This window comes from Mesorhizobium sp. M0800 (assembly GCF_040320095.1).
In the GTDB taxonomy this organism is placed as follows: domain Bacteria; phylum Pseudomonadota; class Alphaproteobacteria; order Rhizobiales; family Rhizobiaceae; genus Mesorhizobium.
On sequence record NZ_JAMYOZ010000018.1, the window covers coordinates 113,537 to 127,537 of the forward strand.

Below are 14,001 nucleotides of genomic sequence, written 5' to 3' on the forward strand. Positions count from 1 at the left end.
CTGTTCAGCCTCGCCCGTCGCGCTTCGATGATCGGTTCCAGTGCAGGCTCCAGACGCTGTTCTCTGCATCGGACCGAAACAGCTTGGCGCGGATCGGCTGCGTAAAGGACGGGTCGTCAATTGAGACGGAGAGGTAATCCCCAGCCTTGTCTCCGGCGCGGTCCCAAGCCGCACCGACCGCCATCCCTTCGCAATAGATCAGATGGTCGGGCGCGTTTTCGGTTTTGGATTTCTCGGCAGGCAGGATGGCAATCTTCGCCTCGATTGTTAGCGTGGAGAGATTGCCGAAGAAGCCGTCATCATTGCGCGTGAAGGTTCCGATCTGGGTCATTGCAGTGCTCCTTTCTGAGTGTTAGTGCGCGTCGAGCCGAGCCGTCACGGCTCGCTAGCGAGGGGATCGTTGGTGATATCCCAGCACCGGAGTGGTGCGCTCCGTGGTCCAGACGGGAACCGCGCGGCCAACTATCGATGAGAGCGGGAGCGGGCCGAAATAGCGGCTGTCAAAACTGTCGGTTGCACCCGGGTTCATAAGGAAGACGTCGGCCTCGGCAATGTCGCGGCAGCCCTGCCAGATGGGCAGGGGTCGACCGCGACTGTCACGCTCGCGCGCATGTCCATACGTCTTGCCGTTGACGATGATCGTTGTGCCTTGGCGACAGACGGTTGCGCCCCCGAGTGCCAAAATACGCTTCAGGAGCGGCACATTTTTCGGCAGATACCCGCGTCTTGCCATGAAGGCCGCCAATGGCTCGGGCGGCATGATGACGGCGATATTGGCAATACCGATTTTGTCGGCCGGCTGGACGCGATAGAGCCCGACGGGGATGCTCGCCGATGCGTTCCAGATGGATATCGGCGGATGGCTAATCCATGCCGGCGCCGCGGCGAGCACTGCGCCGCCAACCATGGTGGCGATGATCTTTGTGCGTTTGCTCATGACTCGATCCCGGGGCGCAGCAGGCAAGCTTTAAGACGCTTGCCCGTGTATGGACTCGGCTGCTCGCGTGCGGCTATCCGGCTGTGGACGTGCCGCCGTTGACGCGGCGACCTGAAGGTCAGGGTTTGCTGCTGTTTCGCCGCTACCAGGCGGCGCGGTTGCAATCTCCTGGCTTGCGCGTGGATGTTTTGCGACAAAGCCCAGACCAGGATGGCAGCGTTCCAAATCGTTGCCATGCCGTGCACACTTGCCGCCTCAACGCAGGTCGATTCTTCGCGCGCATGAGAGTGGATCGGTGTCAGGCGGCGGGATTTCACCAATAAGACGAGCTGCCGCGCCACGACGTCCTCCGTGCCGCGTGGAGGGAAGCCGGATGAGGGGACATGAGGCAGCGCAAATTGCTGCTGAACGGTCTCGCGATACTGCATTTTCGGTGCGCCACAGATCAGGAGCTGCGGTCGCGTCTGCCGACATAGGCGGGCGCGCGGGCTGCATGGGGTTTTGCCGGCGGAACATAGGTCGCGTTGACATCGCTGGTGGAGGTGCGTGCCCCCAGCTCTATCCAGGCGTGCAGGTCGTTGATGTCGTAGAGAACGCGCCCGCCGACCTTTCGGTATTTTGGGCCGGTGCCGTACGTCCGGTGCTTTTCGAGTGTGCGGGCGCAGAGCCCGACGATGGGTGCTGCCTCCTTCGTGCGCAAATACTTTTGGGGCGCGTCCGCGGGACCCTTCGACATCGCTCGATCTCCATTCGGTTCTGCTGTCGTCCTGGCCTGCCGGGACGCGCGAAGTGGACCATGATCGAAATCAGGAAAGGCGAGGGAGGGCAAAGATTGGGGGGCGCGTTTTTGCTACCCCGAAGAAGGACTTCGGCGGCCGGACTTTTCGCTGCGGTTGTGGGGGTAGAAGAGAAGATCGCGATAGCCGCCGGCGACTAAAAAAGCTGCACGGCGTAAGATAGCTCGGACCTTGTGGCGGAGATGATGATCACGCCAATCTCGCGGCACAATCGGCTCCTGCGAAAACAGCACCTCCGCGAGCTGACGATAGGTTGCACCCGTGCGGTGACCATCATGTGCGCGTAAATTGAGGATATGCCTGGTCTTGGTCTGTTGCGGCAGCGCGCCGTAAGATGGACTGGCTGCCCGGCCGTTCAGTGCGCGCCAGAACCGGCGCGCTGCATCGAGCCGCGTCTCGAATGCAGCGTCGAGCGGCAGAAGGATAGCGTTGAATTCACCGGCGCGGTCGTCAGCGACGAGATAACTTTTCCCAATTAAGGTAGACCAAATAATGTGAAGGCCTTCGTCCTGCGGCCAAACGCTGGCTCCGCCAAGGCTGGAAGGTCGAACTGTCTGATGGGATGCAGATACCCGCATGACCCTGAGCACGCGCGGCGAGGCCTGTTCTGTCCAGATGATATTGTCAGCTTTCGGAAGTCCGGCACCGGCAGTTTTGAAATCGCGCGCCCCAACGGGCGGCGAGATCGGGCTGACCGGCAGGTTCTCCAGAACCAGCGAATTGCGATGCAAGCTGGCTGCACTCTGCCACGAATTCGTCATTCCGGATCAGATACTCGGCAGCGAACTCCGTAGCCTGGTAGCTGCACATGTGTGAATACGCCGCCGGATCGGTCCAATCGCCTTGCACTGTTCCTGTCCTCTCCGCGTACCCGGATGTGAGGCGTCGGCGTCAACATTCAGGGGCATAAGGAAGTTGGATAGTTTGAGAGTCGGCAAACCATTATGCCGATTCAGCAAAATGGAGCGCCGGCCGCGTCAGTGCGGAGCGCCGCCAGCGAGAAGATATCGGTAGCCGCTGGTCGTCATCCATCGCGCGCGGGCAAGATGGGTCTGCCAGGACCGGAACGCTCGTTCCGGCTCCTGCTCCGGGTCTATATGCAAGACGATCCTGGCCACCTTTCGCCAATCGGCATCTTCCGCTGCCGCGTCAAGCAGGCGAATGTAGGTGAGCAGACGCTCCTCGTCATAGCCGGTCAGGACCGGGGCATCCGGCGCAATGTCGGCGACATCAGGATCGAGCAGCGGTTTAAGCATTGTATTTGACCGTTCATATTTCGATCGCGATCTCGAAGGAGCCGTCCTTTAGATCGAGCACCAATCATAGCGAATAGGAACGATCATTCCTAGAACGATAGTTCCCTTTCTGGTCCCTAATCCGTCATGAATCTCAAGGAGATCATGGCGGCCAACATGCGTCGTCTGCGCCATGACCAGAACGTGACGCAGGAGGAACTGGCCGCCCGCTCTGGACTGAGCATGCGTTACGTCGGATCGATCGAGCGCGCTCGGGTCTCGGCCAGCATCAGTGTTCTTGGGAGGATCGCAACTGCGCTGAATGTGGACCCATGCGAGTTGATCAGAAAATCGGCACCGTGAGTTGACGCGGGAAACACCGCGAATTTTCGATTATCGGCGAGGCGACATGCAGGAATGAAGTCTCCAGTCGCGAACACGACAGGTAGTCGCCCCAAAGTCCGACGGAGCTCGTTGCGCAGCGACTGCGCTCATCTTGTCGTGAAAAGGAGGACGGCCCCGCCCTGTTCGTCCGGGCGGAGCCTTGGTCGGGGCCTTACTCCGCGTTGCGGCGGCCGTTGGGGCGCGACCAGATGAGGCTGTAGCCTTCGCCTTCCTCATCGTTGAAGAGGTTGGCGTAGATCGGAGCAGTGAAGCTCGGATCGTCCAGCTTCACGCCGAGATAGTCGCGGCCCTCATTGGAGCGCTTGGACCATGCGGCGCCGATCTCGACCCGCCCGACGAAGACACGGTGGCTGGGGGCGCTGTCGCCAGAGCGGTTGGTCTCGGGCACGACGCGGACGTTCTTGGTCTGGAGCGAGAGAGTGACGATTTCGCCGGTGAACTCGTTGTTGCCGGTCCTCTTGAAGATTCCGATTATCGCCATGAGTTTTCTCCTTGAACTCTGTTTCGAGCCCGCACCATTGCGGCCTCACATGAGGGGCCGCTCGTCAAGCTGTGGCTCTGAGCTGCTGAGTGGTCGTTTCTGGAGGACGCCCCGTTGGGTGCGAGGCGTCCTGGCAAGGGTGCTCAGTCGCCGTTGCGGCGGTTCGGACGTGACCAGATGAGGCTGTAGCCCTGGCCGTCCTCGCCCTCGACGAGGTTGGCGTAGATCGGAGCGGTGAAGCTCGGGTCGTCGAGCTTGAGACCCAGGTAGCTGCGACCCTCGTTGGACTGCTTGGACCAGGCGGCCCCGATTTCGATGCGGCCGACGAAGACCCGGTGGCTGGGAGCGTTTTCGCCGCTGGCGCGCGTATCGGGGACGATACGGACCTTCTTGGCCTGGAGGGAGAGGGTGACGATCTCGCCGCTGAACTCGTTGTTATCCGATTGCTGGAAGTTGCCGATGGTAGCCATTGTCGTTCTCCTGACTGGTTGCCGAAGCCGCCCTGTGCGGCCTCGATAGCGGTCGTGAGGCGACGATCGGGCCGACTGCATCCTGTGGGGCCGCAACATTAGTGGAGGACGGCGGCAGCCGAGCTTGTTGTCCCGCGAGGAATGCGGCAAAGCCGCAGTGGAAGAAGGTCGGCGAAGCCGTTGCAGGCAGAGGTCCGACCGGCGCCAGACCAGCCAGTAGAGAGGCCGCACAGGGCGGCTTCCAGCATCAGTCCCACGAGAACGATGCTGGCCATTGGCCCTTCAGCCATGCATCGGCACAAGCAGCGCGATCCCTACCGCCACATGAACCTGAGGTCTGAGCCCGTTTCCTGATCCGCGCGTTTGCACGTATCAACCTCACATCCGGTCGCCGCTCGAGCGGCTGCACCATAATCCCGCCTGCGGCGGCAAGGGCTCAGGAGGACGAGACCAGTCTCGATGACGGCGTTCAAAGCCATGCCGCAATGCGGTCGTCCACCTGGTTCCGGCGGGGCTGATCAGGCCCTGGCCGAACTGGAATGCGGTCAGATCGTCATGGTCTTACAAACGCTCCTTCGATCACCACGCCGGCGCGGACGTATTTCCACAAAGCCACGATCAGCTTGCGGGCCAGCGCGGTAATCATCACCTTCTTGAAGCATCCGCCATTCTGGGCAACTCGCTCGTTGAACCAGCGGCTGAGCGCCGAGGCGGGCTGGTGCCGCAACCAGAGCCACGCCATTTCCAGCAGCGTCGATCGCAAGCGTGGGTTTCCGGACTTTCCGATCCCCTGTTCCCGGTCGATCGACCCGCTTTGCCATGGCGTCGGCGCAAGGCCGGCATAGGCCGCCAGCTGCCGGCGATTGTCGAAGCACCGAAACAAGCCCTCTCCCCACAGCACGGCCGCAAACTCTGGTCCGATACCGACGACTTTCGACAGCATAACCACTTCACGCGCCGATTGGCGTTCTTCGGCGAGCATGGCGTCCCGTTCCGCCTCGACTGCCTTGATCTTATCGAGCAGCATTTCCATTCGGTCGACCTCACGCAGAACCTGGCGCTTCATATTTGCGGGCAGATCCCGTCCATCGCCTGTGCGAAGTGTCTCCAGCCGATCGCGACGATCACGCCGTAGAGGATCGTAGCCGGTGATGCCCTGTGAGAAGAGAAGACCCTTGATCCGGTTGCTGTGCCGGATGCGTTCTTCCATCAATACCTTGCGCTCCCGGACGATGCGGCGGCGATCCTCCTCATCAGGGGTCGGCACGCGTAGCATGGAGCAGACTCGCGGTTCGCCACGCTTGAACGCCAGCAGCGCCCGGATAAGGGTCTCGCCGTCGAGCCTATCCGTCTTCACCCGCCGCTTGCGCCGAGACGTTGCTATGGATGCTGCGTCAACGACATGAGTGTCGTGGCCTTCTGCTTCCAGAACCCGGTGGACCCAGAAGCCGTCAAGGCCGGCCTCTTGAATGATGACGAACGGATAGTCGCGGCCGGTTCGGCTACGAGCCTTTTGCTTCAACTGAGCGAGGCGGCCAAGAAGCCCGGCAATATCCCCGCCGGGGATGGTATGACGCGATAGCTTCTCGCCAGCTCCCGGCGAGATCGAGGTGACCAGCCAGGTCTTCTTGCTCAACTCCACTGATATGAAGATCGAATCAAGTTCTTTGTGCACCGCATTTTCTTGAATACCGTCCTGCGTCATCTCCTGCTCCTTTCCGCAACGGCCAACAATGCCTGCTGCATCAGAGCAGGTCGTAGCCATTACTCATAGGATCTCGATGGCGATCGGCGGGCCGGAGGCGATCGACGCCGCATCGCTTGCGACCGCAGCGCCAGCGGAGGATGGCAGCCAAGCGACTTTGTTGTTTGGCGAGGAATGACGGCGCAGCCGGCAGGGGAAGAAAGTCGATCGGCGCCATTGCGGCTTAGGCGATCGAGGCGCAGCCGACCTTCGGCCAGATCAGCCCATTAAAGAGGCCGTTTGGAGCGGCCCACCAGATAGAGACATCAACGGAGAACCTGGCGATACCGTCGCTGGCGAAATCCCGGCTACGACGATCACCGGCGTCGATGCTCCTCTGTACAGGCATCGCGAAGTCGCAAGCTGTTGTCAGCAACGCGCATAAGACACGCACGTGATGGTTCAAGTCACGGCTGACGTGCACCACCGGATATGTGCTATCTTTGGAACGAGACGGCACGCCGTGGTGGATTCGAACTGTGCGTCGCGCGATGCCGAGTCAGCGACGACGCTAACAATGCGACGGCCGAAAAAAGCATCCTGCCCACGCCGGTTGTTCGGTGAGTTCGCCCAGATCCAGGCCCTGTTCGGTTAAACAGGCGTCGTTATTCGCAGCTGTGATGCCAGCTGCGACGCAGCTGAAACGTTGACGGCAAGCGTGACGGCGTCGCGCGCCTTTGCTAGGGCGCGGACTTGAGTATCGCAAAAAGACGGGCGGCGCTGGGAGCCTGAGATCCGGCATCCCGGGCCAAGCACTCCAGCGAGCTGCAAATACAGTACGCGCTGCCCGATCGCGGCCGTATCGTACAATCGAAAAAAGGGTAGGGGCGGGCAGCGCTTACGCGCCGCCTCCCTTGGGGCGGAAGTCGAGGACTGGGATGCCGAGCTTCTTTGCCTTGTCTGCAAGATTGTCCTGAATTCCGGTCCCGGGAAAGACGATGACGCCTATCGGCAGTACCTCCAGCATTGCGTCATTGCGCTTGAACGGGGCGGCTTTGGCATGCTTTGTCCAATCAGGGGCAAAGCCGATTTGGGGTACCTTGCGGTGGTCTGCCCAACAGGAGGCGATCTTTTCGCCACCCTTCGGCGATTTCCCGTGCATCAAGACCATGTCGGGATGCCTGGCGTGGACCTGGTCGAGCTTGGCCCAGATCAGCTGGTGGTCATTGAAGTCGAGCCCAGCGGCGAAGGCGATTTTCGGGCCAGGTGGCAGAACGACTTCCTGCGAGGCGCGTTTCTTGGCGCTGAGAAAGTCGCGGCTGTCGATCAGCGCAGAGGTCAGGTTGCGGTGGTTGACCATCGATCCGCTGCGCGGTCGCCAACTCGATCCGGTGTGGCGCTCGTAGTGATCCGCGGCCTGATCACGCATCAGTTCGAAGGCGCTTTGGCGTTCGATCAGCGTCTGCCCTTCGGCCGTCAGGCGTTCCAGCTCGACGGATTTCACTTCGCTGCCGTCCTGCTCACGCTGGCTGCGGCGTTGCGCCTGCTCGTTGTGATCGAGTTCGCGCTCGATCCGATCTGCGGCGCGGTGAAAGATGTTGACGGTCGACCACAGAAGATCGTCGAGATCGGGCTCGAGGCGAGTGTCTTGCAGTGCCACGATGAGAGCGTCGAAGATGTCGGCGATCGCGCCGGGGACGCAGTGGCCCTCTGGAAGCGGTCGAGGATCAGGCTCATCCGCGAAGGGTCGGTAGCAATAGAGCTGGAGTTCGGTGAGGACGTGGTCGATGGGTGAAGACGAGTGCTGTGGTTCGTAGTCGTCATGCTCGCTCATTGGATGCTCCGCCGGTTGGACCGCGACCCTCGCGGCCTTCATGGCGACGGAAGCCGGCGGACGGGACGGACCTGCACCCGCAGCGAAGCGAAGGGCCGGAGTGTCAGCGGAGGAGGGTGAAGGCCGGCTATTTTGCTTCGCGATGGAAAGCGCTCCCTTGGGGAGCGCGCCGGAAAATAGTCGGCCGAAGACATTGCGGGTCCGGGTCGTTTGCTGGCCGATCGCCCTCTCGAAGGCCCTCAGGCGCGGTTCTCTCCGACTTCGGAGGCATCCGAGCGATGCAAGCGACAGCGGACAGATTGTTTCGTTCCGAGTTATCCCGCCACTGCCATGAACCGGGCGATGTCCTGCGGGGCGAGCTGAACACGGACTGCTGCTCGAACGGCATGCACGCCTAGCGTACAGAGATCTTCGTTGAGGTCCCCAAGTGCCGGCGAGAGCACGACCGCCTCGATCCCGGCAGCATTCGCCCTTTCGATCAAGGTGTCACGCGCGCCGTTACCGGCTGGATCGGCGTCGCGCACGATGTAGAGCCGTCTCAGCGTGAGGGGGAACAGCATGGCAGCAAGATGGGCGGCCGAGAGTGCCGCTGCCATAGCCATATCGGGCAGGATGCACCGAAGCGACAAGACGGTCTCGATGCCTTCGCCGCCCGCCATGACGTCGCCCGGCAGGCCAAAGCGAACCGCGTGACCGAGAAGATCGCCCATCGCGCGCCTCGGCGTACCGACCGATGCCTTGCCTCTGCCGGAAGGATCAAGCCAGGTGCGATGTGCGCCAGTCAAATGGCCGTCGAGATCGGTGACGGAAGCGATCATCGCCGGCCAGGTCTCAGTCGGCGCGTGTTCGTCGGGCCGGTAGTAGCAGCGCGGGTGAAAACGCAGGCTTTCGGTCCCGTGCAAAGCGGTAATACTGCGGTTGCGCAGATACGTCTCTACGACCGTACCCGCAATCGGCTGCGACATCGTAAACAGCCGACGCGCTGCTTCAGATGATCCGGATGGCGTGTCTACCGATTTCGGCCGGGGAGAAATCTGCTCTGGTTCGGGATGCGGCAAGCCGAGAAACGTCATTGCTTCATTCGCAACGTCCTTGAAGTTGCTGAAGCCGCGGCTTTCGCGGATGACGTCTAGAAGGTCGCCATGCTCGCCAGTCGCCGCATCGACCCACTTGCCGGCGGCTCCTTTTCCGTTCGCTGACCCGACGAGACGCACGAACATTGAGCGGCCCGGCGTGTTTTGCACATCGCCGACAAGCCAGTAGCGGCCCTCGCGATGCCCGTTCGAAAGATAGTAGCGACAAACCGCCTCAGCCTGCTGGCCGAGGCGGTGCGCCAGTTCTGACGCATCGTGGCGGGCCATCACGCATCCTCCCGCGTGTCGATGCGCTGGACTGGATAGCCCTTCAGCAACTTGCCCAGAATTGCGGGTCCAGATGCGTCGGCGGGCACGAACATGCGCAGCTTCCAGGAGATGATCTCTCGGAAGAGGCCGTAAGCCGAAAGACGGTCACGCATTGTGTCGTTGAAGCCCGTCAGCTCGATTCGGCTGACGCCCATGAGGCGGCTGCGCCGAAGCTGCAGACCATCGGCGAGGTCGAGGATCGTTCGACCGCCCAGAAGCGCAACGAAAGCATCACTGGCTGTGATCGAAGGCGAGCTTGTTGCCAGTGCGCCCGCGATCCATGCTGGCGGGACCTGACGACCGATGATGCGCTCGCCATCGTCAGTCTGGAGCCGATACACACGTGAGAATTCCCTGGGCAGACGCTTCCAGATCGGCAGCAGCATGCCGGCAACGACATGGATAGTGCTGTCCGTGAATTCGGGCACGTCAGCCGTCTCGACACTCCAGGCGTCAGCGAATGCAGCCTGCTCAGCCTCAACCCAGTGGCTCTCCGCCATCATCTTCAATGAGGCCTGATGGTGCTCCATCGGCCGGATCAGCCGGACGCGCCATTCGATCTCGCCATTGTCGAGCATCAGCGCGGGCGCTGGCACCTGTACGGCGGCGCGGCCGGATCGGTTGTTGACCAGGAGCTTCGCGCGGGGATCGTGAAGCTGGGCAAGGGCATCGGCAAGTGAAACGGGTCGATTGCGCTTGCGCTGGGCGATGGTCAGCAGTCGCGTTTCCGCACCGGTGGCGGCATGGACATGGATGACGCGTCGCTCGGTGACGACGAAGCTCTCCGCACGCAGTGTTTCCAAGCCGATGTCGTAGGCACCGGAGGCAATGGCGCCCTCGATTTTCGCATTTAGCAATCGTTCGAAGGCTGTAAACAGGACGGTTTGAAGTGCGATGGTAAGCGCCAGCAGCCGATTGAGGAAGGTCGTGATCGGTGGCAGCTCGTCCTTGATGCCGGTGGAATCCGTCAGTGTGAGGCCGGTCGCTTCCTCGAACATCTGGAGTGAGCAGCCGTCCACCTTGCCGCGAACCAGCAGCAGGTAAAGCTGCCGCAGCGCGTCGCGGGCATAGTGCGACTCCAGATTGTCCTCAGGGCGAAATAGGCCCTGGCCGCCGGTCTGGCGCTGGCCGCGCGTAATGGCGCCCAATGTGTCGAGCCGCCGGGCTATCGTCGAGAGAAAGCGCTTCTCAGCCTTCACATCGGTCGCAACCGGCCGGAACAGCGGCGGCTGCGCCTGGTTCGTGCGGTTGGTGCGCCCCAAGCCCTGGATGGCGGCATCGGCCCTCCAGCCCGGCTCAAGCAGATAGTGAACTCGAAGGCGGCGGTTCTTCGCAGTGAGATCAGCGTGATAGCTGCGGCCAGTGCCACCGGCGTCGGAAAACACCAATATGCGCTTACAGTCATCCATGAATGCCTGTGCCTCGGCGAGATTGGCCGATCCGGCGCGGTTTTCGACGACAAGGCGATCGATGCCTCGAGTGCTGGTCTTGCGAACGACGCGGCGCGACCGGCCTGTCACTTCCGCTACGAGGTCGGTGCCGAAGCGCTGTACGATCTGATCGAGTGCCCCCGGGACGGGGGCCAGTGAAGCGAGTTGCTCGATGAGGCGATCGCGGCGGGCGACCGCTTCGCGGCTCTCGACGGGCTGGCCGTCGCGATAGACCGGACGTGATGACAAATTGCCTTCGCTGTCGGTGAACGGCTCGTAGAGTTGCACGGGGAAGGAATGCTGCAGATACGAGAGGACATATTCGCGCGGCGTGATGTCGACACGAACGTCGTTCCATTCCTCGGTTGGAATTTCCGCGAGGCGCCGTTCCATCAGTGCCTCGCCGGTCGAGACGATCTGGATGACGGCGGCATGGCCTTGATGGAGATCGCGCTCGATCGAGCGTATCAGGGTCGGCGTCTTCATGCCGGTGAGCAAATGCCCGAAGAAGCGCTGTTTCGTGCTCTCGAATGCCGAACGTGCAGCCGACTTTGCCTGACGGTTCAGTGTCCCGGTCTCGCCTGTGACGTTGGCGGCCCGCATTGCGGCGTCGAGATTGTTATGAATGACGCTGAACGCTCCCGCATAGGCGTCGTAGATGCGGGTCTGCTCGGGGGTAAGCTGGTGCTCGACCAGCTCGTATTCGACACCATCGTACGAGAGCGATCGTGCCGTATAGAGACCAAGTGCGCGAAGGTCTCGAGCCAGCACTTCCATGGCGGCAACGCCGCCGGCCTCGATCGTCTCGACGAATTCGGCCCTGGTCGCGAAGGGCAAATCCTCACCACCCCATAGGCCCAAACGCTGCGCGTAAGCGAGGTTGTGGACGGTGGTTGCGCCCGTCGCCGAGACGTAGACGACACGGGCGTTCGGCAGGGCGTTTTGGAGGCGGAGCCCAGCGCGTCCCTGCTGTGAGGCGGCGACGTCGCCGCGTTCTCCCTTGCCGCCTGCGGCGTTCTGCATGGCATGGCTCTCGTCGAAAATGATCAATCCGTCGAAGTCGGTGCCCAACCATTCGACGATCTGCCGCACGCGCGAGACCTTCTCACCGCGTTCGTCGGAGCGCAGCGTGGCGTAGGTGGTGAATAGGACCCCTTGATCGAGGCGGATGGCCTTGCCCTGCGGGAACCGCGACAGCGGCGTGACCAGCAGGCGCTCCATGCCGAGAGCAGACCAGTCGCGCTGGGCGTCTTCGATCAGCTTGTCGGATTTGGAGATCCACACCGCCTTGCGGCGGCCCTGCATCCAACTATCCAGGATGATGCCGGCCGACTGGCGGCCCTTGCCGGCGCCCGTCCCGTCGCCGAGCATGAAGCCCCGGCGGAATCGCACGGCGTGCGCAGCATCGTCGCGCGCGGCAGAGACAAGATCCAAGGTCTCGTCCACCATCCAGGAACCGGCGAGGAACTCCGAATGGGCCTCGCCGGCATAGATGACTGTTTCTAGCTGCGCGTCGGACAAGAGGCCGTCGCTGACAACCTTGGCAGGAAGAATCGGCCGGTAGCTCGGCTTCGGCGGAGCAACGGATGCCATCGCCGCCGATTGAACCAGCTTGGTCGGATGCGGATGGGCGCCCGGAATGCGGATCGCCTGCAACCCGTACTCCTCATAGATGCCATCGGTGATGTGCCTACTTTCGGCAGGCCTCCAGTCCAAAGTCTCGTAGGCAAGCTCGGCGCCTTCCGGCTCGGCAAGGCTGCGCACCGGAGAGGAAGCGGCGGATCTGGCGAGATCACCGCGCACCGTGCGCGCTGTGGGCCCCAGTGCCTTGACGGCGGGCGCAAAAGCCGAAGCGCTGACCGGCAGCCGTGCGGGAACGTGCTCGCCAATCCTGGCGATCAGTGTGGCGACATCGGGCGCCGTGCCGGCTGATGCTGGAAAGGTGCCTGGATTGTCGGCCGGCAGTTTGTCGATGACGGTCAGCCGGGTCTCGACGGTGGTGCCATGCCTGGCGTAGACGGCGCCGTCGATCGCGGCGGTGAACACCACGCGACCGCGCTCCTGGAGCCTGACGAAGGACTCGCGCCAGATGGGCAGCTCTGGGGAAAAATTTGCGCCAGTGATTGCGACAAGCCGCCCGCCCTCGGCGAGCCGGGCCAGCGCAGAGGCGACGTGACGATAGGCAGCGTCGGACACGCGACCCGAGACATTGGCCAGAACCGAGAACGGCGGGTTCATCAGCACGACGCTTGGTGCAATGCCGGGATCGAGATAATCATCGATCTGCGCTGCGTTGAAGCGAGTGACGGGGATAGCCGGAAAGAGCAATGAGAGAAGCCCGGCGCGGGCCTCAGCCAGTTCGTTGAGCAGCAACGTGCTGCCGCTGATCTCGGCCAAAATAGCAAGTAACCCGGTGCCGGCGGAGGGCTCAAGCACGCGGTCGGCAGGGGTGATTGCCGCGGCAGTCACGGCCGCCAGACCGAGCGGAATGGGGGTGCTGAACTGCTGAAGCGCTTCGGTCTCTTCGGAGCGGCGCGTGTGAGTTGGGAACAGGCCGGCAATCTTGCCCAGCATCGGAAGTGCGGCGGCCGCAGAACCGGCTTTGCGGAAAAGCGACTTTCCGTATTTGCGCAGGAACAGCACCGTCGCGACTTCGCAAGCGTCATAGGCTGATTTCCAGTCCCATGCGCCGGACGCATCGGAGGCACCGAAGGCAGCTTCCATGGCCGAGCGAAGGTTCGAGGCGTCGACGCGCTGACCGCGTTCGAGATGGGGCAGAAGAAACTGCGCCGCGCTGTGGATGGCGGCAGCTGGTTCGACAGCCGGGGATGAGACAAGCGGAAGCGGCACTGCCGGAGCGGCAGTCTTCGAAGAAACATCAAGCATGGAGAAAACCTCGAGGAGAGCGGAACGGGAATGAACCGGGCGGCCCTCTCTCTCGACCAATCCGGCTCAAATCCGCACTGGCCGGCCTCTCCCCTCTGGACTGCGGTCCTGCCGATAACGATCCTTCTTCGATCCAGGCGCTGCGCCGCTACCCGCCGTCAGTCCAACGACGACAGCGGCAACGCGGTTGGCAGCCCGGGGGCGATATCTTGGCACGCAGTGGGGACGGCGGGGCAGCAGCCGCCGAGCGAGAAGGACGCGGCAGAAGCGGCCAATTGGCTTTGCCCGTGTGTGAGAAAGTGAGCGTCCGGCAGGGGTAGGAAGGGGGGGGGGGGGGGCCCCCCCCCCCCCCCCCGCGGGGGGGTTGTAGCGGGCCGGGGGGGGGTGGGGGGGGTGAAGTTGGGGGGGGGGGGGGGGGGGGGTATGGGGCGCGCGTGGA

General features: G+C 62.6%; 14 protein-coding genes. 1 reads left to right on the plus strand and 13 read right to left on the minus strand.

The window, feature by feature from the left end; all coding sequences use genetic code 11:
- Positions 1 to 4: 4 nt before the first annotated feature.
- The 7 genes from NKI18_RS20930 to NKI18_RS20960 all read right to left on the minus strand — a co-directional run bounded on the left by NKI18_RS20930 (position 5) and on the right by NKI18_RS20960 (position 2,990).
- Positions 5 to 331, minus strand: coding sequence for a DUF736 domain-containing protein (locus tag NKI18_RS20930; RefSeq protein WP_023674284.1), 327 nt, complete (start codon positions 329 to 331; stop codon positions 5 to 7).
- A 54-nt stretch (positions 332 to 385) separates the two neighbouring features.
- The gene (locus NKI18_RS20935; protein ID WP_352619323.1) at positions 386 to 937 is read right to left on the minus strand and encodes a S26 family signal peptidase; all 552 of its coding nucleotides are present in this window, start codon (positions 935 to 937) and stop codon (positions 386 to 388) included.
- Positions 934 to 1,365 (minus strand): replication initiator protein A, encoded by a 432-nt coding sequence (locus tag NKI18_RS20940; RefSeq protein ID WP_352619324.1) that lies wholly within the window; start codon positions 1,363 to 1,365, stop codon positions 934 to 936. Before NKI18_RS20940 ends, NKI18_RS20935 begins: the two co-directional genes overlap by 4 nt.
- A gap of 17 nt (positions 1,366 to 1,382) precedes the next feature.
- On the minus strand, positions 1,383 to 1,673 hold the full coding sequence (locus tag NKI18_RS20945; protein ID WP_352576619.1) for a helix-turn-helix transcriptional regulator: 291 nt from the start codon (positions 1,671 to 1,673) through the stop codon (positions 1,383 to 1,385).
- Between the two features lie 114 nt (positions 1,674 to 1,787).
- On the minus strand, positions 1,788 to 2,312 hold the full coding sequence (locus tag NKI18_RS20950) for a DUF2285 domain-containing protein (RefSeq protein WP_352619337.1): 525 nt from the start codon (positions 2,310 to 2,312) through the stop codon (positions 1,788 to 1,790).
- A gap of 46 nt (positions 2,313 to 2,358) precedes the next feature.
- Positions 2,359 to 2,544, minus strand: coding sequence for a transcriptional regulator domain-containing protein (locus NKI18_RS20955; protein WP_352455880.1), 186 nt, complete (start codon positions 2,542 to 2,544; stop codon positions 2,359 to 2,361).
- 167 nt (positions 2,545 to 2,711) lie between these two features.
- Positions 2,712 to 2,990 (minus strand): DNA -binding domain-containing protein, encoded by a 279-nt coding sequence (locus tag NKI18_RS20960; protein ID WP_352619325.1) that lies wholly within the window; start codon positions 2,988 to 2,990, stop codon positions 2,712 to 2,714.
- A 126-nt stretch (positions 2,991 to 3,116) separates the two neighbouring features.
- Between NKI18_RS20960 and NKI18_RS20965 the strand changes: the two genes are divergently transcribed.
- Positions 3,117 to 3,332: a helix-turn-helix domain-containing protein gene (locus NKI18_RS20965; protein WP_023674290.1), complete on the plus strand. Its 216-nt coding sequence runs from the start codon at positions 3,117 to 3,119 to the stop codon at positions 3,330 to 3,332.
- Positions 3,333 to 3,525: 193 nt separating this feature from the next.
- On the opposite strand, the gene NKI18_RS20970 is transcribed toward NKI18_RS20965, so the two are convergent.
- The 6 genes from NKI18_RS20970 to NKI18_RS20995 all read right to left on the minus strand — a co-directional run bounded on the left by NKI18_RS20970 (position 3,526) and on the right by NKI18_RS20995 (position 13,562).
- A complete protein-coding gene (locus NKI18_RS20970; RefSeq protein WP_352619326.1) occupies positions 3,526 to 3,855 on the minus strand; it encodes a DUF736 domain-containing protein in 330 nt (109 codons plus the stop codon).
- Positions 3,856 to 3,998: 143 nt separating this feature from the next.
- Positions 3,999 to 4,325 carry a DUF736 domain-containing protein gene (locus tag NKI18_RS20975; RefSeq protein ID WP_352576627.1) on the minus strand — a complete coding sequence of 109 codons (327 nt, stop codon included), beginning with the start codon at positions 4,323 to 4,325 and terminating at the stop codon, positions 3,999 to 4,001.
- A gap of 553 nt (positions 4,326 to 4,878) precedes the next feature.
- Positions 4,879 to 6,030 carry an IS110 family RNA-guided transposase gene (locus tag NKI18_RS20980; RefSeq protein WP_352619327.1) on the minus strand — a complete coding sequence of 384 codons (1,152 nt, stop codon included), beginning with the start codon at positions 6,028 to 6,030 and terminating at the stop codon, positions 4,879 to 4,881.
- A gap of 877 nt (positions 6,031 to 6,907) precedes the next feature.
- The gene (locus NKI18_RS20985; RefSeq protein WP_352619328.1) at positions 6,908 to 7,843 is read right to left on the minus strand and encodes an SLOG family protein; all 936 of its coding nucleotides are present in this window, start codon (positions 7,841 to 7,843) and stop codon (positions 6,908 to 6,910) included.
- A 314-nt stretch (positions 7,844 to 8,157) separates the two neighbouring features.
- On the minus strand, positions 8,158 to 9,204 hold the full coding sequence (locus NKI18_RS20990; protein ID WP_352619329.1) for a DUF7146 domain-containing protein: 1,047 nt from the start codon (positions 9,202 to 9,204) through the stop codon (positions 8,158 to 8,160).
- Positions 9,204 to 13,562, minus strand: coding sequence for a strawberry notch-like NTP hydrolase domain-containing protein (locus NKI18_RS20995; protein ID WP_353020355.1), 4,359 nt, complete (start codon positions 13,560 to 13,562; stop codon positions 9,204 to 9,206). The genes NKI18_RS20990 and NKI18_RS20995 overlap by 1 nt, the downstream gene beginning before the upstream one ends.
- Between the last annotated feature and the right edge of the window lie 439 nt (positions 13,563 to 14,001).

Bases quoted from the DNA above. Each gene is read 5' to 3' on its own strand.
- NKI18_RS20950 (WP_352619337.1), bottom strand. From the start codon at position 2,312: ATGCGGGTATCTGCATCCCATCAGACAGTTCGACCTTCCAGCCTTGGC.
- NKI18_RS20970 (WP_352619326.1), bottom strand. From the start codon at position 3,855: ATGGCGATAATCGGAATCTTCAAGAGGACCGGCAACAACGAGTTCACC.
- NKI18_RS20955 (WP_352455880.1), bottom strand. From the start codon at position 2,544: ATGTGCAGCTACCAGGCTACGGAGTTCGCTGCCGAGTATCTGATCCGG.
- NKI18_RS20960 (WP_352619325.1), bottom strand. From the start codon at position 2,990: ATGCTTAAACCGCTGCTCGATCCTGATGTCGCCGACATTGCGCCGGAT.
- NKI18_RS20980 (WP_352619327.1), bottom strand. From the start codon at position 6,030: ATGACGCAGGACGGTATTCAAGAAAATGCGGTGCACAAAGAACTTGAT.
- NKI18_RS20965 (WP_023674290.1), top strand. From the start codon at position 3,117: ATGAATCTCAAGGAGATCATGGCGGCCAACATGCGTCGTCTGCGCCAT.
- NKI18_RS20985 (WP_352619328.1), bottom strand. From the start codon at position 7,843: ATGAGCGAGCATGACGACTACGAACCACAGCACTCGTCTTCACCCATC.
- NKI18_RS20930 (WP_023674284.1), bottom strand. From the start codon at position 331: ATGACCCAGATCGGAACCTTCACGCGCAATGATGACGGCTTCTTCGGC.
- NKI18_RS20995 (WP_353020355.1), bottom strand. From the start codon at position 13,562: ATGCTTGATGTTTCTTCGAAGACTGCCGCTCCGGCAGTGCCGCTTCCG.
- NKI18_RS20990 (WP_352619329.1), bottom strand. From the start codon at position 9,204: ATGGCCCGCCACGATGCGTCAGAACTGGCGCACCGCCTCGGCCAGCAG.
- NKI18_RS20935 (WP_352619323.1), bottom strand. From the start codon at position 937: ATGAGCAAACGCACAAAGATCATCGCCACCATGGTTGGCGGCGCAGTG.
- NKI18_RS20945 (WP_352576619.1), bottom strand. From the start codon at position 1,673: ATGTCGAAGGGTCCCGCGGACGCGCCCCAAAAGTATTTGCGCACGAAG.
- NKI18_RS20975 (WP_352576627.1), bottom strand. From the start codon at position 4,325: ATGGCTACCATCGGCAACTTCCAGCAATCGGATAACAACGAGTTCAGC.
- NKI18_RS20940 (WP_352619324.1), bottom strand. From the start codon at position 1,365: ATGCAGTATCGCGAGACCGTTCAGCAGCAATTTGCGCTGCCTCATGTC.